The organism is Mycobacterium pinniadriaticum (assembly GCF_026242045.1).
GTDB classification, from domain to species: domain Bacteria; phylum Actinomycetota; class Actinomycetes; order Mycobacteriales; family Mycobacteriaceae; genus Mycobacterium; species Mycobacterium pinniadriaticum.
Genome location: NZ_JAPJDO010000014.1, coordinates 103,980 through 126,425 on the forward strand (window position 1 = coordinate 103,980; position 22,446 = coordinate 126,425).

Below are 22,446 nucleotides of genomic sequence, written 5' to 3' on the forward strand. Positions count from 1 at the left end.
GCGCGCGAATCCTCCGGTCAGCCCGCCAGTTCGCCGATGACCGCCAGAGCGGCCCGCTCACCCGCATCGACGGCACCCTCCATGTAGGCGCTCCACGCTGTGGCGGTATCGGTTGACGCCCAGTGGATCACGCCCATCGGTGCGCTCAACGCCGAGCCGTACGCGGTCCACACATGGGGGCCGAGGTTGGCGTTGTAGCACCCGCGCGTCCACTGCCGGTCCGACCATTCCCCGTCCACGTAGAATTCCGGGTTCGCGGCCCGGCTGCCGTAGTGGCGCACCAGTTCGGCAGTCAGCGCCGCACGGCGCTCGTCTTCGGGTAGGCGTCCGAACGTGCGCGCCTGATCGCCCTCGAGGAACATCAGGATCACCCCGTGGTCGTCGCCGGGTATACAGGTGTCGTTGGACATTCGGGCCGGGCCGACGTCGGAGATGAGCTGACCATTGAATCCGTCTGCGCGCCAGAATGGTTCGTCGTAGACGAAGAACGCCTTCATGGCTGAGCCGTTCGGCAGGCGCTGGGTGAGTTGATCACGCACGCCGGAAAGGGGAGGGTCGTACATGATTCGCCCCGCGAGGGTCGGCGAGATGGCAACGATCACCCGGCGCCCACGCGCCACCAGGCCACCGCGGCAGCTCACGGTCACGCTGTCGGCGGAGTGTTCGATCAGCTGAACCGGGACGTTGAGCACGATGTGATCGGCGATCAGGGCGGCCAGTCGGCGCGGGATCTCCCCGGTGCCCCCGACGAAGCGGGTCGTCTGGGCTCCGCCTTCGGATTCGGCGAACAGCTCCGAGGTCACCCCGCAGGTCTGAATGGTGAACAGCAGATGCAGGAAGGACACCTCGGCGGTGGGCACCGCCAGAATCCCGACCGTGCAGATCTCCAAGAGCGTGCGGGCGATCGGCGACAATCCCTGGGCGTCGTACCACGCGCCCGCCGTGACGGCGTCCCATTCGGCGGCCTGCGCTGCCAGCCAGGGTGCCTCCACCGGAACGTCGGCGGCCAACTCATCCAGACGGCGCAGCACGCGCTCGAGTTCGGCCAATTCACCGGCGAAGCGGGCGTGAAACTCGCGCTCGCGCAGTACTCCCGAGCCGACGAGGTCATAGGAAGTCTCGCCGTCCTCGAACTGTGGGTAGGTCTGGACGCCGAGTTCGGCGGCCAGCCGGAACATCCGCTCATGGGTATCGCCGATCCATTGGGCGCCGAGCTCCACCGGCAATCCCGGCAGGGCTTCCTCGGTGAGGATGCGTCCTCCGACCCGCTCGTCGGCCTCCAGCACAACGGGGGTGAGTCCGGCTTCGAGCACCTTGCGGGCGGCGATCATTCCGGAAAGGCCCGCGCCGACAATGACGACGTCCGCGTCGATCTCCTGCTGTTTCGACATGGAGGACACTGTGGCACAGGGTGCGCCCGGTTGCGATCAAACCGGTTGATATACCCAGGGTTCACGGGGTATCCCGGCGGGGTCGAAGTGGGTCAGCAATTCGTTCGGGTCGGCTGACGGCCAGCCCAGCGACTCGGTGATCAACGCGAACGCCCGTTGCGCCCCGAGCTCGGCGAGGGTCACCGCACCGTCCCGCTTGGCCAGCCGCTTGCCGTCGGCGTTGAGCGCCAACGGCACGTGGGCGTAGACCGGTAGCCGATGGCCGAGCAGGTCGGTCAGGTACGCCTGTCGTGGAGACGATGACAGCAGGTCGTCACCGCGCACCACTTGGTCCACACCGGAGCGCGCATCGTCGACGACGACGGCGAGGTTGTAGGCCGGCACACCGTCGCCGCGCCGCAGCACGAAGTCGTCGACGACACCGGTGTAGCTACCGTGCAGCAGATCGGTGACGGTGTACTGGGTGGCATCGGCGAGCAATCGCAGCGCGGGTGGGCGGCCGGTAGCGCGCTTGGCGACCCGTTCGGCCTCGGTCAGTTCGCGACAGGTCCCGGGGTAGGCCCCTTCCGGGGCGTGTGGTGCGCGCGGCGCGCTGAGAATATCCTTTCTGCTGCAATAGCATTCGTAGGTGAGGCCGCGCGCGGCCAATTCATCGATCACGGTGACGTAGTGCTCCCTTTGCCGGGACTGCCACTGCGGCAATTCATCCCAGGTGATGCCGAGCGCAGCCAGATCGGCGAGTTGGCGGTGCGCCACGTCGGCGTGGGTGCGGTCGTCGAGGTCTTCGATCCGCATCAGGAAGCGCCGACCTGTCGAACGGGCGAACAGCCAGGCGAGGACGGCGGTGCGCAGGTTACCGATATGCAGGTCGGCCGACGGACTGGGGGCGAACCGGCCCGCGCCCGGCGTTGGGCGGGTCACGTCCGCAATCTAGTCCAAGCTCGACCGCGCGAGAACTAGTCCTCGATGACGAGGAGGCCGGCGTGGATGAGCAGAGCGTAGACGGCCCGCAACGGCGGAGTCAGCAACCGCATACCGCCGCTGACGAGGACATCGGGGCCGAGCGCACGGACAGATCCCAGCATAGAGGTAAGCCTAATCTAATGAGTGGGGTTGGCGGGGGCTACGTGGTTGTCGGCTCGCCATCTGCATCGCGCCCGACTTCGCAATGGCGATCATCGCGTCGACCTGATCGCGGAACACCCTGGGGATACCCCTGTTATCGAGGTCGAGAAAGCCCTGAACGATCAGCTCGCGGGCGTCCTCCTCGGACATGCCGGTGGCCATCAGGTAGGTCAGGTTGTCCTGACCGGCCATGCCGATCGACGCATTATGGGACAACTGCGCGTCGGCCGTGGCAGCCCGTAGTACGGGTGAGAACTCCAACTGGCCATGGTCGCTGAGTTTGAGCCCACCGCAGCCGAGATAGCCCCGGACGGCGTGCGCGTCGCCGATCAACTCCGCGCGATTGACGATGTCACCGCCGTCGCTCACCATCCGGACGACTGACGCGGCGCTCGCCCCCGCGCCGACCAGCCGGGTAAGCGAGTCGATCTCACGTCGGGTACCGGTGGGGGCGAATACGATCGTCTGATCATTGGCGGTACCGTTGCGTCCGACGACGCTGGTGCGCGCAGAGCGGTAGCGGCGTAAGCCCGACAAGGCAATTGACGTCTCGGCGAGAAGTCCGTCGACACCGACATGAGCGCGGGCCTGGCTTTCAAAGGTCATCCCGGCGCTCCCATGTGTGATCGACACCGAGATACATCTCGCGCCCTCACGGACATGGGTCTCCCGAATCGGGCTGTGGCGACCTTCGGTGACGAAGGGTCCCACCGTTGTGCCAGAGAGCATCTCGACCTTGGCATTCCGGTCTATGACGGTGACGTTGTGAACGGACTGGGCGTGCCCCGGGGTGGCCAACAGGGTGAACGCCTGCAGAGGCTTGGTGAGCTCGACACCCTCGTGCACCCAGATGAAGTAGCCGTGGAGTTCGGGTGAGAGCTCGCTACCGGTCAGATCCCGGATCCAGGAATAGCGTTGCAGCGCATCGGAGATCGGCAGGATCTCCACACCGTCCTCGAACACCGAGATGCGTCGGACGTCGTCATCGACGATGACGCAGGTGCCCGCGTGCAGGTGCTCAGGGCTGTACCCGATGTCTTGCAGTGGCTCGACCTCGAGGTCGGTCAGATCGGCGGTGATCACGGTCGCCTCGCGATCTACATATCCGCGGGGATGGTGTATCCCCGCGTCTTGATGTGCTCGAACAGCTCGTAGGGATCGCCGGAATACACCAACCGGCCGCCGATCATCAGATGTCCGACGTCGACGGTCAGGTGGTCGAGAATGAAGCCGGTATGGGCCACCACCAAGGCCGAACGCCGGGTGGATTCCTCGTCTTCGACCAGTCCCTTGATCGCGGCGCCGACGGCGCCGACGTGTTCGAGGTCGACGCCCGTCTCGGGTTCGTCGAACAGGCACATCACGGGTTGCTGCAGATACAGCTTGAGAATCTCCCAGCGCTTGGTCTCCCCGCCGGAGAACCCGGCGTTGATGTCACGGTCGATCAGCCCCTCCAGATCCAGCAGCGCGGACCCGTTGAACAACTCCGTGAGCGCTCCGAGCGAGGTGGCCAGGCCACGCGGTGAGACGCCCTGGACGACGGGCGGCCGCTGATAGGCCATCCCCAAGCCGCGAAGGGCGCGTTCGCGGACGGGCAGGTCTTCGATCGGCTCCCCGAACAGACGGATCGACCCGGCGGTCACCCGGTGGGATGGCAAGCCCATCGTGGCGGCCAGCAGCGACGACTTGCCCGAACCGTTCGGTCCGAACAGCACGTGGGTCTCACCCAGCCCGATGACCAGGTTGAGCCCGCGGCAGATCGATGTCTCACCGACGACGATATCCACGTCGATCAACTCCAGCGCTGCGCCCATGGGCGCCCATGTTAGGTTTCCCTTACCAATCTGGTTAGGGACTTTGGGCCCCGGTCCGGAAAACCGTGGTCACCGGGGTCGGGGACACCGGGCGGGCCGGCCGGGTCGCGACGTTGATCGGCCACCAGAACCACCGGCCGAGCAGCGCGGCGATGGCCGGTGTCATGAAGGACCGCACCACCAGGGTGTCCAGCAGCAGCCCGAGCCCGATGGTGGTGCCGATCTGGCCGATGATGCGCAGATCGCTGACCACCATCGACGACATGGTGGCGGCGAACACCAGGCCGGCCACCGTCACCACGCTGCCGGTTCCACCCATCGCGCGGATGATGCCGGTCTTGATCCCGGCGGGCAGCTCCTCTTTGAACCGCGAAACCAGCAGCAGGTTGTAGTCCGATCCCACTGCCAGCAGCGCGATCACCGACATGGCAAGCACCAGCCAGTGCAGCTCGATGCCGAAGACGTACTGCCAGATGAGGATCGACAGGCCGAATGACACACCCAATGACACGACGACGGTCCCCACGATGACCAGTGCGGCGACCAGGCTTCGCGTCATCACCACCATGATCATGAAGATCAGGCAGAGCGCGGCGATGCCGGCGATGAGCAGATCGTATTTCGACCCGTCGGCCATGTCCTTGAAGGTGGCCGCCGTACCGGCGAGGGAAACCTTGGCATCCTCCAGCGGCGTGGCCTTGACCGCCTCGATCGCGGCGACCTTGATCGGTTCGACGTGGGAGAGACCTTCCGGCGAGGCGGGATCACCGCGATGCGAGATGATGAACCGGACCGACTTGCCATCGGGTGACACGAAACTGCGCATCCCGCGCTGGAAGTCGGGATTGTCGAACACTTCCGGCGGCAGATAGAAGGTGTCGTCGTTCTTGGCGTCATCGAAGGCCTTGCCCATGGCAGTGGAGTTCTGGCTCAGCTCGTCGAGCTGGTTCCACATGCCCGACATGGTGCTGTACGTCGTCAGCATCATCTGCCGCATGTTCTCCATGGCGGTGATCATCGACGGGACCTGCGCGACCATCTCTGGCATCAGCCGGTCCATCTCGGTCATGTTGACGATGACCTTGTCCATGGTGCCGGTCATGCGATCAACCCCATCCATGGTGTCGAAAACCGAGCGCATCGACCAGCACACCGGAATGTCGTAGCAGTGTGGTTCCCAGTAGAAGTAGTTACGGATCGGCCGGAAGAAATCATCGAAATCGGCTATCCGGTCCCGCAATTCGTGGACGGTCTGCTGCAGTTCGACGGTCTGGCCGACCAAGTCGTGCGTCACGCCGGTGAGCTGGGTCATCAGGGCGTACATCCGCTTCATCGTCGCGACGGTGCTGCCCATCTCGTCGGCTTGCCGCTTCATGTCGGCCATCCGGTCCTTCATCAGCTTCATGTTCTGCACCATGCCGACGTTCTGCATGCTGACCAGGAACGGCAGCGAGGTGTGGGCGATCGGCATCCCGTCGGGACGGGTGATCGTCTGCACCCGCGCGATGCCGGGCACCCGGAACACCGCCTTGGCGATCTTGTCGATCACCAGGAAGTCGGCGGGGTTGCGCAAGTCGTGGTCGGCCTCGACCAGCAGGATCTCCGGATTCATCCGGGCCTGGCTGAAGTGGCGATCGGCGGCCTGCAAGCCGGCGTTGGCCGGGATGTCCTGGGGGATGTATCGGGTGTCGTTGTAGCTGGTGCGGTATCCGGGCAGGGCCGCGAGCCCGAGGAGGACGACGGCCACCGAGGCCGTGAGGATCGGCCCCGGCCACCGGACGATCGCGGCGCCGACCTTGCGCCACATGCGGATCCGCATGGTGCGCTTGGGCTCCAGCAGCCCGAATCGGCTGGCGACCGTGACGATGGCCGGACCCAGCGTCAACGCGACGGCCACACCGGCCACGATGCCGGCCGCGCACGGTGGGCCCAGCGACTGGAAGTACGGCATCCGGGTGAAGCTCAGGCAGAACGTCGCGCCGGCGATGGTCAGCCCGGATCCCAGAACGACGTGCGCCGTGCCGTTGAACATCTCGTAGTAGGCGGCCTCGCGATCGGCACCGGACTGGCGGGCTTCCTGATAGCGGCCGACGAGGAAGATGGCGTAGTCGGTTCCCGCCGCGATCGCCAGGGAAACAAGCAGATTGACGGCGAAAGTCGACAGTCCGATGACGTTGGCGTAGCCGAGCGCAGCCACGATCCCCCGGGCGGCCGCCACCTGGATCAGCACCATCGCGATCAGCAACACCACTGTCACGGCCGAGCGGTAGAAGAACAGCAGGATCGCGATGATCACGGCGAAGGTGACCAGCGCGATCTTGGCCATGCTGCGCTCGCCGGCGTGGTTCATATCCGCCTGCAGCGCAGCGGGGCCGGTGACGTACGCCGTGACCCCCGGCGGCGGCGCGGTGTCGGCCACCGCCTTGCGCACCGCCGCCACCGAGTCGTTGGCCTGGGTCGTTCCGATGTTGCCGTTGAGGTTCAGCTGAACGTAGACCGCGTTGCCGTCGGCGCTCTGGGCCGACGCTTCGGTCAGGGGATCGCCCCAGAAGTCCTGGACGTGCGTGACGTGGCGGGTGTCGGCGCGCAGTTTCGCGACGAGACCGTCGTAGTACTGGTGCGCCTGCGCACCCAGCGGCTGATCGCCCTCCAGCACGATCATCGCGAAGCTGTCCGACTCGGATTCCCCGAAGACCCGCCCCATCTGGGTCATCGCTTGCACCGATGGCGCGTCCGGTGCGCTCATCGGCACCGCCCGCAGCTGGGCGACGGTCTCCAGCGGCGGAACGAGGATACTGACCAGCGCGACCAGTCCCAGCCAGCCGAGGATGATCGGGATGGCCAGCCTTCGGATCCAGCGCGCCAGCCGCGTGGGATCCCGGCGCGATGACACCTGCGTCATGCCGACTTCACAAAGCAGTACACGTAGGCGCTCACCTCGTTGGTCGTCCGCTCCATCTTGACCTCACCGTCGGCTGTGATACGGCAGCCGATCGAATCGCTATTGCCCTGCGCCAATACGTTTCCCGCCATCGCAGGGGCGGTCGTGACGATCTCGACCGACCATGGCAGCACCGCCGCGTCGACCTGGTGTGGTGTGCCGCTGTCATCGAGGTAGTTGATGTCGGCGATCGTTCCCGGTGGCCCGAAGATCTGGTAGACAACGCGTTTGGGGTCAGACTTGCGCTTGTCGTCGGACATGCTGCCGGCATACGTCGGTAGTTGATGGGAGCCGAAGATCCCGCGCACACGCGACACCGCGAAGGCACCGACAGCGAGCACCACGACAAGCACCAGCGGAATCCACGCCCGCCCGGCAGCGGCAAGAACTTTCATACCCGGCCGGCGGCGTCCGCGGCGATCTGCCAGCCTGCGCTGGTCTCCTGCTGGCGCCAGAATTCGGCGAATCGTCCACCCATCCCGTTGAGTTCGTCGATGCTGCCCTGCTCGACCACCACACCGTCGTCGACGAACAGCACCTGGTCGGCATGGCGGATGGCCTCGAGCCGGTGCGCGATGATCACCCGGGTCCGCTGGCGCGGATCGTTGTTGATCGCTTGCGTGACCGATGCCTCGTTCTCGGTGTCCAGCGCGCTGGTCGCCTCGTCGATCAAGAGCACCCCAGCGGGTTTGACCAGGGCGCGCGCGATGCTGACCCGCTGACGTTCACCGCCGGACAGTGCGGCACCGGCTTCTCCCACCCTGCTCAGCGCACCGTCGGGCAGTCGTTCGACGATGTCATCGACGCGAGCCAGCGCCATCGCGCGGGTCACGGTGTGGTCGTCGGCCTCGGGATGGCCGACCCGGATGTTGTCGGCGATCGTTCCGTCGAACAGGTATGGGTGCTGGAACACCACGCTGACCAGCCCACGATGAGCGTCGGGGTCGATGTCGGCGACGTCGGTGCCGTCGAACAGGATCTGCCCCCGCACCGGGGAGTACAGTCCGGCGATCAACGACAGGATTGTGCTCTTGCCGGAGCCGGACGGGCCGACGATCGCGGTGACGCTCGCCGGGACGAGGGTGAAGCTGACGTCTTTGAGCACCTCGGAGCCCTGGTAGCCGAAGCCAACCGAGCGGAATTCGATTCGGGGCGGCCGGGATTCACCAGAAGCCAGTGGGCTGCGGCGCGACTTCTCGTCGTGTGGTGCGGTGGTGACGGTGTTCAGTCGTTCCAGCATCCCGCGGGATGACTCCAGCGCACCGGACAGGTCGGCCAGTACGGTGAAGGGCTCCAGAAACCGCACCAGCACGATCACCAGCGCCACCGCGGCGGGGGCGCCGAGCTGACCCTGCAACGCCAGTGTCGTGATCGTGCCCGCCAGCAGGATGAGCGCGATTTGGCTGGCCACGCTGAACAGAAGCTGACCCGGGATCTGGAACAGCAGCAGCCGCAGGGTCGCCCCCCGCACGGCGGTGATCGCTTCTCCGGTCTGGCTGCGGGCGGCCGTGACGCGGCGGCTGGCCCGTAGTGCGTGTTGGGTGCGCGCGAACTCGACCAGGCGTTCGGTCAGGGCACTGTGGGCGCTGGCGTCGGCGGCGTCGGCGGCGCGGACCAGTCGCTGGCTTGCGGCCAGGGCGCCGAGCAGGAACGGCAGTGCGATCACCGCGGCCACCCCCACCTGCCAGGAGATGAAGAACAGCCCGATAGTGATGGCCGCGGGCAGCAGCAGCGCGCCGATGAACGGGCTGAGCAGGTTGGCGACGAAGCCGACAAGGTCCGGAGCGCTGGCGGCGATCGCCTGGCGAGCCACGGCGGTGTTATCGGCGGTGAACCAGCGAAGCGGAGTCTCGGTGAGCCGGTTGGCCATGGCGTGCTGCGTGGTGTCGGCCAGAGTGAAACCGATACCGAAACCGATGCGGGCCAGGGTCATGTCGACGATCCACCCGCCGACGGTCACGGCGGTCAGCGCACCGACCCACGGCCACGCGGTTGCCGGGTGCGGTCCGAACAGCGCGGCCAGCAGCGGAACCAGCAGAAGTGCGCTCGCCGCGCGGAGGGTGACCGAAATCAGCGACAGCACGACGTAGGTGCCGAGCTGACCGCGAAGATGCGCGGGGATCAGCCGGATCAGGGTGCCGATCACCGGGTCGCTCCACCGGTAGAGGCTGCGGTGCCGGTCAGCCGACCATTCCACAGCCGGCGGTAGCGTCCGTCGGCCGCCAACAGTGCTGTGTGGCTTCCGGCCTCGGCGATGCGCCCGTGATCGAGCACGACGATCTGGTCGGCCCCGGTGATGGTATGCAACCGGTGTGCGATCACCAGCACGGTTCGGTTCCGAATCAGTGAGCTCAGTGCCTGTTGGACAAGATATTCCGATTCGGGGTCGGCGAAGGCGGTGGCCTCGTCCAGGATCAGGATCGGGGTGTCAGCGAGTAGCGCTCGGGCGATCGTGAGGCGCTGCTTTTCGCCGCCCGACAGCTGGCTGTCGGACCCGAGGATGGTGTCGTAGCCGTCGGGGAGTCGCAGGATTCGTTCGTGGATCTGTGCGTTGCGCGCCGCGGTCTCGATTTCGGTGGCGTCGGCATCAGGGCGGGCGAGTGCGATGTTGTCTCCGACGGTGCCCGCCACGAGCTGTACGTCCTGGAATACGAATCCGACCCGGGTGTAGAGCTCATCGGGCGTCAGTGACCGGATGTCGCGTCCGTCAATGCGGATGGCACCGGAGTCCACATCGTGGAATCGCGCCAGCAGTGCCGCCAGGGTCGATTTGCCCGAACCGGACGGGCCCACCAGGGCGGTGACCGTTCCGGGGTTCAGGGCCAGGGTCACGTCATGGATCACCGGCACGCCCGGGCGGTAACCGAAGCTGACGCCGTTGAACGTCACCCCGGGAGCCTCTGGGGAGGGCGGGGTATCCGGCCTTGTGCTCAACTCGGTTCCATCGAGCGCCACCGCGATCCGTTTGGCGGCCTGCGTGCCCTCCCTGATACCGCCCAGGCCGTAAGCGATACCCAGAAGGCGGCTGCCAAAGGTGGTGCCCAGCACCAGGAATGGCAGCAGGGCTGGCGGAGTTGTCCAGCCGGCGACGACGAACCAGGTGCCCGTTGTGATGATCAGCCACAGGAACGTCGACGGCCGGGTGACAAGATCCATGAAGGTTTTCTTGCCGATGAACGGTCGCTGCCACTCGTTGAGGAACGCGATGTATTCGTCGAGGCGCCGGCGGAATGACGAGGCCGCTGCGCCGCCGAACACCCGGATGACGGACTGGCCCTCCAGGAATGCCGCCGACTCGCCGTTCATCCGCTCGGCCCACCGCGATGCTTCGGCGATCTTCGGTCCGCTCTGATACACCATCGTCCAGGTGGTCACGATGTAGACCAGGATCGGTAGGAACAGGATCAGCGCCATCCTCCAGTCGACGGAGAACAGGTACGCCAGCACCGCGATCGGCGCGACCACGGCCGCGACCGCATCGCAGATCGCGTGCGTCACCAGGTAGTGCAACGACAGGGTGTCATCCTGGATGAGCTTCTTGACCGAGCCGGATCCCCTATCGGTGAACCAGCCCAACGGTATTCGGGCGAGCTTGTCCAACAGGCGTCGGCGCACGGCCGCGCTGAATCGCAGGTCGACAACATGGAGCCACAGCACGAGGACGGCGCCCAGCGTGGTGCCGGTGGTCAACAGCACGACGAACACGATCACGGTATTCCACACCCGGGACTCGTCCGCGCCGCTGAGCAGCTGCTGAGCCAACTCGACCAGGACGACGAACGGAGCCAGCTGCAGCAGGGTGAGCAGCGCCTGGAGTGTACCCGCGACGACCAACTGTGACTTCACCGGCGCCAGAAGCTCTTTGCCCGCCTGCGAATGCCACGTGCCCTTGGCCGCGGCGGGTGGCGCCGCTGCCGGCGCTGGTGTGGGGTGCTCCGGCGGGGGTGCCGGAGCGTCGTCGTCACGACTGCTGCCCATCTCGCGACCCTGGGTCCAGTACGCCTGGGCCTTCAGCTCGGTCTTGGGGAACCCGAAGATGTCCTTGAGTCGCTTGCGGACGTGCTTGAGCGCGCCGGCCTCGGGGCCGGCCCACGCCAACCAGTTCGACCAATCCCGGTCCTCGATGGCCGTGGCCAGCGAGGTCTCGTCGGTCCGGGTGACCCAGTGCAGCCGGCGGCGTGGGTGCTCGGTGAGCGGGATCAGTTCGTCGGAGTCGCAATGACGTTCGAGGTACACCTCGACATCCATATCCGGCGGTAGCACCGCCATGATGGAGTTGATCGCCGGGATCGAAGCCGAATCGCCGATGAGCAGAAAGCCGGCCGGAAGTTCCTCGGGGACTTCGAACCGGGTCGACCCCAGGGACACCACCGGGATGGTCATGCCCGGCTGGGCCGACGATGCCCAGGCGCACGCCGGGCCGACCGGCTCGTGCAGCACCATGTCGACGGCGAACCGGCCGGCGTCCGGGTCGGCCCACACGAGTGTGTAGGCGCGCTGGAATTCGGTCTTTCCGCCGGCCGGATCGGGAAACCAGAATCGCAGCCACGCCGTCGGCCCTGCGCTGACATCCTCGAAAACAGTCGGTGACGACATGGTGATGCGGACGCAGTGTGGCGCAATGTGGGCGATCTGCTCCACAGTCGCGACGTGATCGCGCCCCCCGAAGCCGCGCAGCATCGCGCCTCCGAAGCCTCGTCCCATACCGGTGTCCTCTGATCGCGGGTCTGCGGCAGGTTAGCTTAACCTAAGCTAACCTCTGGCGGGCCCCCCGGTGCCCCTCCGCCGCCGGGGCGGAGGCCGGGAATCGACTGGCGCGATGAGGGCCGAAAATCAGGGAAATTCCGGGACCGTGTCGGGCGTTAATTCGGCCAATGACCAAGGTGAGACTCACTGTGTTGGAATCGGGGAAGCCAAGCCTCAACTTATCGGCCGCCACGCGCGCTCGCGCGCCAATGTGCAAGCGCAACAGGCGGTTTTGTACTAGATTTCCGGAATGAGGAATTAAGCAGATTGGCACAATTGCGTGGTTCGTGAATTGTGCCTTCGGGGGTAGGACGGGAGAAATTCATGCAAGGCGACAGCGAGATTCTCACTCTGCTCAATCAGCAGCTGACGAGCGAACTGACCGCGATCAACCAGTACTTCCTGCACTCCAAGATGCAGGACAACTGGGGCTTCACCGAGCTGGCCAAACACACCCGGGACGAATCCTTCGACGAGATGCGCCACGCCGAGGCAGTCACCGACCGCATCCTCATCCTCGACGGGCTGCCCAACTACCAGCGGATCGGCACGCTGAACATCGGCCAGACGATCCGCGAACAGTTCGAGAGCGACCTCGCCCTCGAGTACGAGGTGGTCAACCGGTTGAAGCCGGCCATCGTGCTGTGCCGCGAGAAGCAGGACTCCACCACGGCCAATCTGTTCGAGTCGATCGTGGCCGATGAAGAACTTCACATCGACTACCTCGAAACGCAGCTGGAATTGATGAACAAGCTGGGCGTGGAGCTGTACTCCGCGCAGTGCGTCTCACGACCGCCGGGTTCACTCGACTAAGACGGCTCGAGCCCGGGAATGATGTCGCCGAGACTGAACGTCAGCGGCCGCTCGAGCTGTTCGTAGGTACAGGAGCGGGGGTCGCGATCGGGCCGCCAGCGATTGAATTGAGCGGTGTGCCGGAACCGCTCGCCTTCCATGTGGTCGTAGCGCACCTCGACCACCCGCTCGGGCCGCAGCGGCACGAACGACAGATCTTTCCCGGCGTTCCAGCGCGACCCGGCGTTCTTCTGCGGTGTGCGTTCGCCAGCGTCGTGTGCGGCCCAGTTCCACGGGTGACCCTCGAATTCGGTGACCAGGGACTGCAATTCGGTGAACAGCCGCCGCCGCTCCGCCATCGGGAACGCGCCGATGACACCTACCGATGCCAGCGCTCCGTCGTCGGTGTAGAGCCCGAGGAGTAGTGAGCCGATCGCGTCGTCGCCGGTCTTGTGCACGCGGTACCCGGCGACCACACAGTCGGCGGTCCGTTGGTGCTTGACCTTGAACATGACCCGCTTGTCGGGCTGGTAGGTGATGGTCAGTGGTTTGGCGATCACGCCGTCGAGCCCGGCGCCCTCGAATTCGGCGAACCACCGCTGAGCCGTCTGGAGATCCGTGGTCGCCGGCGTGACATGGAACGAGGGGCCGGCATCGGCCAGCGCCTGCACCAGAGCCGCGCGCCGCTCGCTGAACGGCCGCCCGGTGTAGTCGTCATCGCCGAGCGCGAGCAGGTCGAACGCGACGAACGACGCCGGCGTCTTCTCGGCGAGCATGCGTACCCGCGAGTCGGCGGGGTGGATGCGTTGTTGCAGCGCTTCGAAATCCAGCCCGGTTCTGGTGGCGATGACGATCTCTCCGTCGATCACGCACCGGGTCGGCAGTTCGGCCAGCGCGGCGCTGACCAGTTCCGGGAAGTACCGTGTTATCGGCTTTTCGTTGCGGCTGCCCAGCACGATGTCATCCCCGTCGCGAAAACACACCGACCGAAAGCCGTCCCATTTCGGTTCGTAGGACGCGTCGGGCGGGATGGTGGCCACCGACTTGGCGAGCATCGGCGAGACCGGTGGATTGACGGGCAGCTGCATCAGTTCATTCTCGTCTCGTTCGCGTTGGCTTCGCGCCGGTAGGTTGAACAGCGTGAGCGGACCCCAATTCAACCCGCCCCGCTGATGGCGGCCAAGGCCGAAGAGATCGACGTCGACGGTGTCGCCGTCCGATTCACCAACCCGGACAAGGTGTACTTCCCCAAACTCGGGTCCAACGGCACCAAGGGCAAGCTCGTCGAGTACTACCGGACCGTCGCGGGAGCCGGCGGGCAGGAGCGAAGCAACCAGGGGAGGGCGCAGAGCCCGCTGTTGACGGCGTTGCGGGACCGGCCGACGCACCTGCAACGCTTCCCAGACGGCATCGAGGGTGAGGAGATCTACCAGAAGCGGGTCCCGGAGAAGCATCCCGCCTATCTGCAGACCTGCCGGGTGACGTTCCCGTCCGGACGCACCGCCGACGCGCTGAAGGTGACCCACCCGTCGGCGATCGTGTGGGCGGCTCAGATGGGAACGGTTACGTTGCACCCGTGGCAGGTTCGCTGCCCGGATACCGAGCATCCCGACGAACTGCGGATCGATCTCGATCCGCAACCGGGCACCGGTTTCGCCGAGGCGCGCACCATCGCCGCGGACATCCTCAAACCGGTGCTCGACGAACTCGGACTGATCGGCTACCCGAAAACGTCCGGCGGCCGCGGCATCCATGTCTTCCTGCGCATCCGGCCGGACTGGGATTTCATCGCCGTGCGCCGCGCCGGCATCGCGCTGGCGCGCGAACTGGAGCGCCGCGCACCGGATCTGGTGACCACCTCGTGGTGGAAAGAGGAACGCGGACAGCGGATCTTCGTCGACTACAACCAAAACGCCCGTGACCGAACGTTCGCCAGCGCCTACTCGGTTCGGGCGACGCCGATCGCCACCGTCTCCACGCCCCTGACCTGGCAGGAGCTGGCCAGCGCCGACCCAGACGATTTCACGATGGCCACCGTGCCGGCGCTGATCGCCGAACGGGGCGACCCGATGGCCGATATGGATTCGGTTGCCCAGTCGATCGAACCGCTGCTGGCGATGGTGGCCGCCGACGAGGAGCGCGGACTCGGAGACCTGCCGTATCCGCCGAACTATCCGAAGATGCCGGGCGAACCCAAACGGGTGCAGCCGTCGCGGGACACCGATCGCACCAAGAAACAATGAGCCCACGTGGACTCTTGGCGTCCGGAGTAGGCGGACCGCGACCGCTGCCGCGGAGCACGTTCCTCGGTAGTTGCTGCGCGTTTGCCGATGATTGCCTGCGAGAAGGCTGTGTAACTGCTGCATCCCCGGCCTAATGCGCGCCTAACCACTGACTTTGTGGGTTTCCCTGTTCGCTGGCGGCGAATCATAATTTAAATTATTTGGTTTGCTGGATAGTGGAAATTCACAGGCGGAATAGGCAGTCGAGGTGCCAGTTTCTCTGAAATGGTGAACGAATGGTAAACGGTGCTGGCCATTCATAATTGGATGACTGTCGGGGAGAAATCTCGGCCGCCGACAATGTGGATCCGCACGGCAGGACCCCGAGCGCGCGACGAGCGCGCTCGGGGTACTGCCGAACATGAGCGGCGATAACGCTGCGGGGCGCTCAGCCCTTACGGAGTGGGCTCTGCTCCCTCGACGGTCGCGCGCGGGGTAACCGCCGGCGGGTCCTGGATTTCCTGCAATCCGATGCATTCGCCCGTGTTGGAGCCGGTGCAGGGGATGCCCTGAACTTCGGGGACGCTGTTGTGGTCGCCCGGCGTGGAGTAGGAGATGTCACCGGACCCGTCCTGCGCCGACGTCATGCACTCGCCGGTCCCGGGGTTGAGGGTCTGGCCGTCTGGGCAGGCCGCCACGGTGGCCGGCGCCGGTCCGGTAGAGACGACGGTGAATGCGGTCGCAATCGGTGCGGCCGCGATGGTGAGCGCGAATCCTGCTGCCAGTGCCAGCTGTCGCGCATTCTTTGACGCAGCCATGCTGTGCTCCTAATTGAATGTTGCGGATGTTATGGCTCCCGCCAGTTTATTGACGCTGCGAAAAAGTTGCAGTGGTTCCGGTAATTCTTACCGATTGTTCAAGCGGATTTGCCGAAGTCGCCAGGATTGTCGTCCGGTCTCAAATGCCTCCGGCGCGAGCGACGGCAGGCAGGTCCGCGACCGAGAACGTCCACCTGCCGGGGAGGCGCGGCGCATCCCACCCAGCGGAGAAAGTGGCCGCCAACTGGGACGAGTCGGGCAATCCGATACAGTGAGCAGATCAGCCAGCACAACACGTCGAGTGAGTGCTCACGCTCGACAATCAGGCGAAATATGCGGCGTGAGCGCTCAGCCAATGGCTTGGGGTGGCTCGGCCTGCTTGGGGCGGCTTCTTTGGTCTGGGTGGTCGGCGCGTGTTCTTCGGGCGGACAACCCGTCGTCGCGACTGATTCGAGCGTCACCAGTGCGATCGCGCCGACGAGGGCGCCGAGCCCGTCGACGCGGCGGCACGACACTCTGGTCATGCCCGACCTGCGGGGCATGTACTGGGTCGACGCCGAGCCGGCCCTTCGGACGCTCGGTTGGACGGGTGTGCTGTCGAAGGCCCCCGATCTCACGGATACGCAATACCGGCGAAATCAGATCGCCGCGCAGGTACCGGCGCCCGGGCAAGTCATCACCAGCGACGCGGTGATCACCCTCCAGTTCGCCGGGTGATCACTACCGGTAGTAGATGTCGAGGCGCTCGATCAGTCCGGCGCGGATCCGGAAGACGTCCGCGGCGTGGACGTAGTGCCCCGGTTCGCCGAGCGGGCTGGACGCCCTGATTTGCAGGATCTCGGTGTCGCCGTCGGTGAACCTGGCCTGGATCTCGGTGATCGCCTGTCCAGCGAAGACGACGGACTCGTAGAAGTTCCGGATGGCATCGACGTCGGCGAATTCACCTGCCGGATGTGACAACACTGCGGACGGTGCGAATAGGCCCATGAGGGTGTTGATGTCGGCCTGATTGACCGCCTCGATGTACTGCTCGGAAATCGACATGGGTCAATCCCCAAGGGGATTGATCGTGACGGGCATGTGCCGGACTCCGCTGTGCTTGTTGCTGCGAACGTACTCGATGGGTCCGGTCAGGGTCACCGACTCGACGCGGTCCAGCAGTACGTCGAACATCACCCGCATCTCCATCCTGGCCAGAGACGCTCCGAGACAGAAATGAACCCCACGCCCAAAGGCCAGGTGTGGGTTCGGATTTCGGTCGATGTCGAAGTTGTACGGGCCTGCGAATACCGTCTCGTCCCGGTTGGCCGATGCCCACCACAGCGTGACCTTGTCGCCGGCCCTGATCTGTTGACCGTGCAGCTCGACGTCCCGTGTGGCCGTGCGCCGGTTATAGGGAGTCGACGACGCCCAGCGGAGCATCTCCTCGACGGCCGTCGGAAGCAGCTCACGGTTGTCACGCAACCGTTCCCACGTCTGCGGCCGCTCGCTGAGCGCCGCCGTGGCGATGGCTATCGAGTTGCGCGTCGTCTCGCTGCCGGCGGCCACGATCAGGCTCAGGAACAGCCGCTGCTCGTTCTCGCTGAGGGGTTCACCGTTGATCAGCGCGTGCGTGACGATGGATAGCAGATCGCTGGCCGGTGGCTCGGATCGCTTGCGTACCAGCAGGTTTGTTCCGTATGTGAACATCTGGGCCTGAGCCTGAGCCATCCGCTCGCTGACCTCACCGACCTCGCGACCCTCGTAGTCGAGTGTGACGTTGGCCCAGTTCATCAACTCGTGTCGATCGGCTTGCGGTACACCCGCCAATTCAGCGACAGCCTGTAGCGGCAGCTCGGCTGACACGTCGATGAGGAAGTCGCATTCGCCCTTGGCGACGGCCGCATCGACGATGTCGATCGCCCGGCGCCGGAGGTCGGCTTCGATCGCCCGCAGCGCGCGAGGTGTCGTGCTGGGTGTCAGGAGACGGCGGAACTGTGCGTGCCGCGGGTCGTCCATCATGTTCAGCAGGGCGCCGACGGCGAACTCCATCGGCATGTCCTCCAGCGTCGTGCCGCCACCGTCGCGATCACCGCCGGTCTCCGACGAGAACGTCGCATCGTCCCCGGCCGCGGAGACGATATCGGCATAGCGGCTGAGCACCCAGAAACCTTCACCGCCCGGGGTGTGCGCAGTCGGCGGATGCCACCAGACAGGTGCGTCTCGGCGCAGATCGTCGAAGACGTGGTAGGGGAAGCCGGCTGTGAACCGATCCAGGTCGGCCAGGTCAATGTCGTCCAACTGCGGCTCCGCGTCCTCCGGAAGGCGTCATATGGACCATACACTCGACCACCTACTGTCCCGTCAGGCATTTCGTTGATTTCCCCGGGAACCGACAGCCGGCCTCGCTATCGTTGAGCCGCGTCTTGGGGGAGGGGCGACGATGGCCACGAAAGCCAATGCGGGACGAATCGCCGGACTTGCGGTTGCTCTGGGGCTGGGCGCTGCGGTGGCCGCCGCGAGTCCGGGGGTGGCATCAGCCGCGCCGTTGGACGGGTCGGGCTCGGGCCATGCCAACACCCGGGGTGCGTCGAATTCGGGGAAGAAACCCGCTGCCGGTCAACGTATTTCGACGCTTCCACGGCTCAAGACCGCGACCCGCGGCGTTCCGCGACCGCGCACGCCCTCGCCTGACTCGCCGCTGTCGTGGGCGGTGCTGTCGGTCGTTCGGCGACCAGAGGTGGCCGCGGCCGTCGTCAATGCGGCGCCGGTCATCAGGTCCGTCACACTGAGCACGCCAACACCGACCACCGGGACGCTCACCGGAACGGTCGACGCCGGCGACCCGAACGGCGACAGGATCACCTATCGGGCCAGCGCATCGGGCAAGGGCAAGGTGACCATCAACACCGCGGGTATCTTCACCTACACCCCGACCGCGCTGGCCCGCCACAACGCGTCGATCGCCAACGCCGACGCCCTGCTCACCGCCGACACGGTGAACCTCGTCGTCACCGACCCCGCCGGTTTGGCGGCTACCACGGCGGTAACCGTGCCGATCACACCGAAGAACGTTGTGCCCACCGCCAAGATCAGCGTGAAGGCGCCCAACCCCAATGCCGGCGTGGTCTACGGCAAGGTCGCGGGCCGGGATGCCGACAAAGACCGCCTGTTCTACAGCGTCGACCCCACCACCGCCAAAGGCGGCGCCGTGAGTGTCAACGGCGGTGGCGCTTTCACGTACACACCTACCCCGGAAGCCCGGCATGTCGCCGCCGCCGGCATCGACACCACCGACACGTTCACCGTCACCGTCGACGACGGCCATGGCGGAATCCTGGCCGTTCCGGTGACCGTGGCGATCAGCCCGAAGAACAGCGCACCCACCGGAAAGGCCACCATCGGTCCGCGCGACGTGACCACCGGTGTCGTCACGGGCACGGTGGTCGGCGGCGACGCCGACGGCGACCAGATCACCTTCGCCGGGTCGGTCACGACAGCCAAGGGCTCGGTCGTCGTCAATGCCGACGGCAACTTCACCTACACGCCCACGGTGGCCGCGCGTGCCAAAGCCGCGGTGTTCCCCGGGCCGAGCACGGACAAGGTGGACGCGTTCTCGGTCACTCTGGCCGACGGGCATGGCGGTATCACCGAAGTCGCGGTCACCATCACCGTCAGCCCCAGTAACACGATCGGCGCCGACGGGCTCACCACATTCTGTGGCTGCACCCTGATGCCGGCCGACACGATCTTCCACGCTGACCTCAGCGACCTTCCGGTGCTGGCGCAATCCGACGGGTGGCTCGACATGCTCGGCGCAAACCGCGGCGCCACCCTGGGCGCCAACTGGGGCAACATGTGGATGAAGAGCACCGGCGGCATGCCCGTCAACGTGGTGGGTGCGGCCCATCCCACCGAGACGGTGGTCTTCAACCGCGGATATTCGACCAGCGGGCCCAGCATCGACAGCCGGCCGTACGCGATTCCGAACCGTCCCCTCGTCGAGGGCATGCCGTCGCTCCCGGCCTGGGATCGTCACCTGCTGGTGTTCCAGGAGGGAACCTGCGTCTCCCAGGAGCTCTACAACGTCGCCAACGGCGTCGAAATGCCGGCCAACAGCCTTCTCGACAGGATCGGCAACTTTCTCTACCGCGTTCGGTACGGGTCGAAGTGGATCGCCGAGGCGGGCGTGCACTACGACATGAGCTCTGCGCTGTACCCGACCATCGGCTGGGCCAACGCGTCGCACCTGCCGTATCTGCCGATCATCCTGCGTCCCGACGATCTGGCCCGCGGCAGCATCGACCACATGCTCGGCATCGTCATCGCCAAAGACCGGGGCGCCGGCTATACCTGGCCGGCCGGCTCGGGAGACGGGAGCGGCGTCAGTCCGGACGGAGTCCCGATGGGCAGCGTGCTGCGCCTGCGAGCCGATTTCGACATGTCCGGGTACTCCGCGACGACCCAGGTCGTCCTGCGGGCGCTGCAGGAACACGGCGCCGTCATCTACGACTCGACCGGTCCCGGCCAGGACGGCGCGAAGCTTCTCGCGATGAGCAATGGCTGGGCCGGCTCCGAGCACCTCACCGCCCAGGCCGAACTGAACACCATCGGAATGAACGCCTTCGAGGTCGTCGACGTGTCCGGAATCCTCGTCGACCCGGCCATCGGCTGGCGGATTCATAGCTAACGCTGAGGCGGGTTGGGTATTGCCGTAGCGACTCATTGTGGTAGACACTCAGCAAACTAGTGATGGCGCCAATCAGCCATCGCCGCCGTTGCGGCATGAAGGGGAAATGATGAGGCACAGCGGAAGCCGGCCGGTCCGTTCGGGCGGCAAGCATCGTGCCTGCCGGAGTAATCGCCAGCCGTACGCGTGGCTCGGTGCCGGTGCTGTGACCCTGGGCATCGGCGCGGCCCTGGCCAGCGGGTCCGCTGTTGCCTATGCCGACACCGGTGCCGGGTCGGGAGCGGGCAAGGCGTCCTCGAGCGGCTCGGACAACAGTTCGGCGTCCTCGACCGCCAGCGATTCGGCGACCGCGAAGAAGACCACCGCGCACTCGGCCCGCAGCAGCGCTGTCTCCTCGTCGGGCGGAAACGTCAGTTCCCGCAAGGTGTCGCCCGCCGCGGCGAGCAACGTCACCGCGACAACGACCGTGGCAGCCGAAGCTACCGAGACTTCGGTGACGACGACGGCCAGTTCAGGGACGGGCCGTTCCGCCCGGGTGCCCGCCACCACCGCGACGACGTCCGACAGCGATACCTCCGTGACGACGTCCGATGCTGACACCGCGGCGACGACGTCCGATGCCGACACCGCGGCGACGACATCCGGCGACGCCGTCCCCGCGGCCGATTCCACACCCAGCAGCACGTCTTGGCTGCCGTCGGATCCGATTGTGGCCGGTGTCGCGGTGAACCTCGCCCAGCAGCAGATCGCCCAGGCCCAGTCACTGCTGCAGCAACAGACATGGGGCAGCGGCAATGTCGCCGCGGGCGTGGTCGCGATCGCCCCCCAGATACTTCTCGCACAGGCCGCGTGGGCATTGGACACCTGGGAAACCGCAACGCCCGGTGCCCAGTCGCTTTACGCCAGCACCTCCGGCATCCCGATCGTGCATGAGTTGGCCGGGGTCGGCCTGCTGGGCGCGTTGTTGCTCCCCACCATGGCCACCACCTCGCTGAGCGGCGCGGGTCTGTTCCTGCCTCTGGTCGGTGCCCTCGAGGGGACGGGCGGCATCACTGGTGTGCAGAACCTGGTCAGCACGGCGGCCCAGAACGGCCGGGTGTACGCACTGGTCCCGGTGACCATGCGGTCGATCACCGAGCCGATCGTCTACATCTCGATCAACGGCGGGCAGAGCACGCCCGTACTCGTCGACACCGGTTCCTCGGGACTGGTGGTCACCATGGCCTCGGTGGGTGACGCCGAACCGCTCGGCGATCCGACCGGCACCGGAACGAGCGGCTACAGCGGTGGGCTGACCTACAGCTACACGACGTACACCACGACGGTGGACTTCGGACACGGCATCGTCACCGAGCCCACCAGCGTCAACATCGTCGACGCAGCGGACGCAGCGGACGCCCTGGCCTTCTTCCACCAGCTCGGTGGTGCTTCCGGAGTTCTTGGCATCGGTGCCAATGCATATGGACCGGGCCCAAGTATTCCGACCGCCGCGCTGCCGGGTGAACTCAGCGACGGTGTGTTCCTCTATCAGGGCTTGATCCTCGGGGTGGCCGGAGTGATGGTGTTCGGCCCCAACCCGCTGCCGACCCGGGTCTCGGTGGCCGGCGCCCCGATCTCGTATCTGAACGTGAAGATCAACAACGGGTCGCAGCAGACCGTCGGCGCGATCATCGACTCCGGCGGCGTGTACGGCACCATGCTGACCTCGGTGGCCAGCAGCCTGCCGGTGGGGACCCGGATCTCGGTGTACACGCAGGACGGGGTGTTGCTGTACTCCTACCTCGTCACCTCGCAGAACCGGCCCACGCTGATCACCAGCGGGCTGATCAACACCGGGTACGTGCCGTTCCAGCACGGTCCGGTCTACATCAACTACACCGCGCCAGGTGGTCTCGGTTCCACCGATTTCGACTACGCCTGATTGTTTG

At 65.9% G+C, this 22,446-nt stretch carries 18 protein-coding genes and 1 pseudogene; 5 read left to right on the plus strand and 14 right to left on the minus strand.

Annotation, left to right across the window (positions count from 1 at the left end):
- Window positions 1–17: 17 nt before the first annotated feature.
- From ORI27_RS17295 to ORI27_RS17335, 9 genes are read right to left on the minus strand one after another with little or no spacing between them, the layout of a single operon-like run.
- Window positions 18–1,391 (minus strand): flavin monoamine oxidase family protein, encoded by a 1,374-nt coding sequence (locus ORI27_RS17295; RefSeq protein WP_265998199.1) that lies wholly within the window; start codon window positions 1,389–1,391, stop codon window positions 18–20.
- Between the two features lie 36 nt (window positions 1,392–1,427).
- Entirely contained in the window at window positions 1,428–2,312 is an 885-nt protein-coding gene (gluQRS, locus tag ORI27_RS17300) for a tRNA glutamyl-Q(34) synthetase GluQRS (protein ID WP_265998200.1), read from the minus strand.
- 35 nt (window positions 2,313–2,347) lie between these two features.
- A complete protein-coding gene (locus ORI27_RS17305; RefSeq protein ID WP_265998201.1) occupies window positions 2,348–2,476 on the minus strand; it encodes a hypothetical protein in 129 nt (42 codons plus the stop codon).
- A 10-nt stretch (window positions 2,477–2,486) separates the two neighbouring features.
- Window positions 2,487–3,599, minus strand: a complete 1,113-nt coding sequence (locus tag ORI27_RS17310) for a SufD family Fe-S cluster assembly protein (RefSeq protein WP_265998202.1) — start codon at window positions 3,597–3,599, stop codon at window positions 2,487–2,489.
- Window positions 3,600–3,613: 14 nt separating this feature from the next.
- On the minus strand, window positions 3,614–4,330 hold the full coding sequence (locus ORI27_RS17315) for an ATP-binding cassette domain-containing protein (RefSeq protein ID WP_265998203.1): 717 nt from the start codon (window positions 4,328–4,330) through the stop codon (window positions 3,614–3,616).
- Between the two features lie 34 nt (window positions 4,331–4,364).
- On the minus strand, window positions 4,365–7,232 hold the full coding sequence (locus tag ORI27_RS17320; RefSeq protein WP_265998204.1) for an MMPL/RND family transporter: 2,868 nt from the start codon (window positions 7,230–7,232) through the stop codon (window positions 4,365–4,367).
- A complete protein-coding gene (locus ORI27_RS17325; RefSeq protein WP_265998205.1) occupies window positions 7,229–7,666 on the minus strand; it encodes an MmpS family transport accessory protein in 438 nt (145 codons plus the stop codon). The genes ORI27_RS17320 and ORI27_RS17325 overlap by 4 nt, the downstream gene beginning before the upstream one ends.
- A complete protein-coding gene (locus tag ORI27_RS17330; protein ID WP_265998206.1) occupies window positions 7,663–9,417 on the minus strand; it encodes an ABC transporter ATP-binding protein in 1,755 nt (584 codons plus the stop codon). The genes ORI27_RS17325 and ORI27_RS17330 overlap by 4 nt, the downstream gene beginning before the upstream one ends.
- Window positions 9,414–11,975 (minus strand): ABC transporter ATP-binding protein/permease, encoded by a 2,562-nt coding sequence (locus ORI27_RS17335; RefSeq protein WP_265998207.1) that lies wholly within the window; start codon window positions 11,973–11,975, stop codon window positions 9,414–9,416. Before ORI27_RS17335 ends, ORI27_RS17330 begins: the two co-directional genes overlap by 4 nt.
- A gap of 366 nt (window positions 11,976–12,341) precedes the next feature.
- Between ORI27_RS17335 and bfr the strand changes: the two genes are divergently transcribed.
- Complete coding sequence (gene bfr / locus ORI27_RS17340; RefSeq protein ID WP_265998208.1) at window positions 12,342–12,830, plus strand: bacterioferritin; 489 nt, start codon at window positions 12,342–12,344, stop codon at window positions 12,828–12,830.
- Here bfr and ORI27_RS17345 read toward each other — a convergent pair.
- Entirely contained in the window at window positions 12,827–13,897 is a 1,071-nt protein-coding gene (locus tag ORI27_RS17345; RefSeq protein WP_265998209.1) for an ATP-dependent DNA ligase, read from the minus strand. The genes bfr and ORI27_RS17345 overlap by 4 nt on opposite strands.
- An 84-nt stretch (window positions 13,898–13,981) precedes the next feature.
- Between ORI27_RS17345 and ORI27_RS17350 the strand changes: the two genes are divergently transcribed.
- Complete coding sequence (locus ORI27_RS17350) at window positions 13,982–15,052, plus strand: DNA polymerase domain-containing protein (RefSeq protein ID WP_265998210.1); 1,071 nt, start codon at window positions 13,982–13,984, stop codon at window positions 15,050–15,052.
- A 434-nt stretch (window positions 15,053–15,486) separates the two neighbouring features.
- Here the strand turns inward: ORI27_RS17350 and ORI27_RS17355 are convergent, their stop codons facing one another.
- On the minus strand, window positions 15,487–15,849 hold the full coding sequence (locus ORI27_RS17355; RefSeq protein WP_265998211.1) for an intersectin-EH binding protein Ibp1: 363 nt from the start codon (window positions 15,847–15,849) through the stop codon (window positions 15,487–15,489).
- Between the two features lie 516 nt (window positions 15,850–16,365).
- Here ORI27_RS17355 and ORI27_RS17360 point away from each other — a divergent pair.
- Window positions 16,366–16,566, plus strand: a pseudogene (locus ORI27_RS17360) (PASTA domain-containing protein); the annotation flags it as partial.
- 3 nt (window positions 16,567–16,569) lie between these two features.
- On the opposite strand, the gene ORI27_RS17365 reads toward ORI27_RS17360, so the two are convergent.
- Both ORI27_RS17365 and ORI27_RS17370 read right to left on the minus strand, forming a co-directional pair.
- Window positions 16,570–16,893: a nuclear transport factor 2 family protein gene (locus ORI27_RS17365; RefSeq protein WP_265998212.1), complete on the minus strand. Its 324-nt coding sequence runs from the start codon at window positions 16,891–16,893 to the stop codon at window positions 16,570–16,572.
- A gap of 3 nt (window positions 16,894–16,896) precedes the next feature.
- Window positions 16,897–18,129, minus strand: coding sequence for a cytochrome P450 (locus ORI27_RS17370; protein WP_265998213.1), 1,233 nt, complete (start codon window positions 18,127–18,129; stop codon window positions 16,897–16,899).
- Between the two features lie 142 nt (window positions 18,130–18,271).
- Here ORI27_RS17370 and ORI27_RS17375 point away from each other — a divergent pair, with 142 nt between their 5' ends.
- Window positions 18,272–20,518 carry an Ig-like domain-containing protein gene (locus ORI27_RS17375; RefSeq protein WP_265998214.1) on the plus strand — a complete coding sequence of 749 codons (2,247 nt, stop codon included), beginning with the start codon at window positions 18,272–18,274 and terminating at the stop codon, window positions 20,516–20,518.
- 252 nt (window positions 20,519–20,770) lie between these two features.
- Here ORI27_RS17375 and ORI27_RS17380 read toward each other — a convergent pair whose 3' ends face one another.
- Window positions 20,771–21,118 (minus strand): hypothetical protein, encoded by a 348-nt coding sequence (locus ORI27_RS17380; protein ID WP_265998215.1) that lies wholly within the window; start codon window positions 21,116–21,118, stop codon window positions 20,771–20,773.
- On the opposite strand from ORI27_RS17380, the gene ORI27_RS17385 reads away from it, so the two are divergent.
- The gene (locus tag ORI27_RS17385) at window positions 21,096–22,439 is read left to right on the plus strand and encodes a PecA family PE domain-processing aspartic protease (protein ID WP_265998216.1); all 1,344 of its coding nucleotides are present in this window, start codon (window positions 21,096–21,098) and stop codon (window positions 22,437–22,439) included. The two genes, ORI27_RS17380 and ORI27_RS17385, sit on opposite strands and share 23 nt — an antisense overlap.
- The last annotated feature ends 7 nt before the right edge of the window (window positions 22,440–22,446 follow it).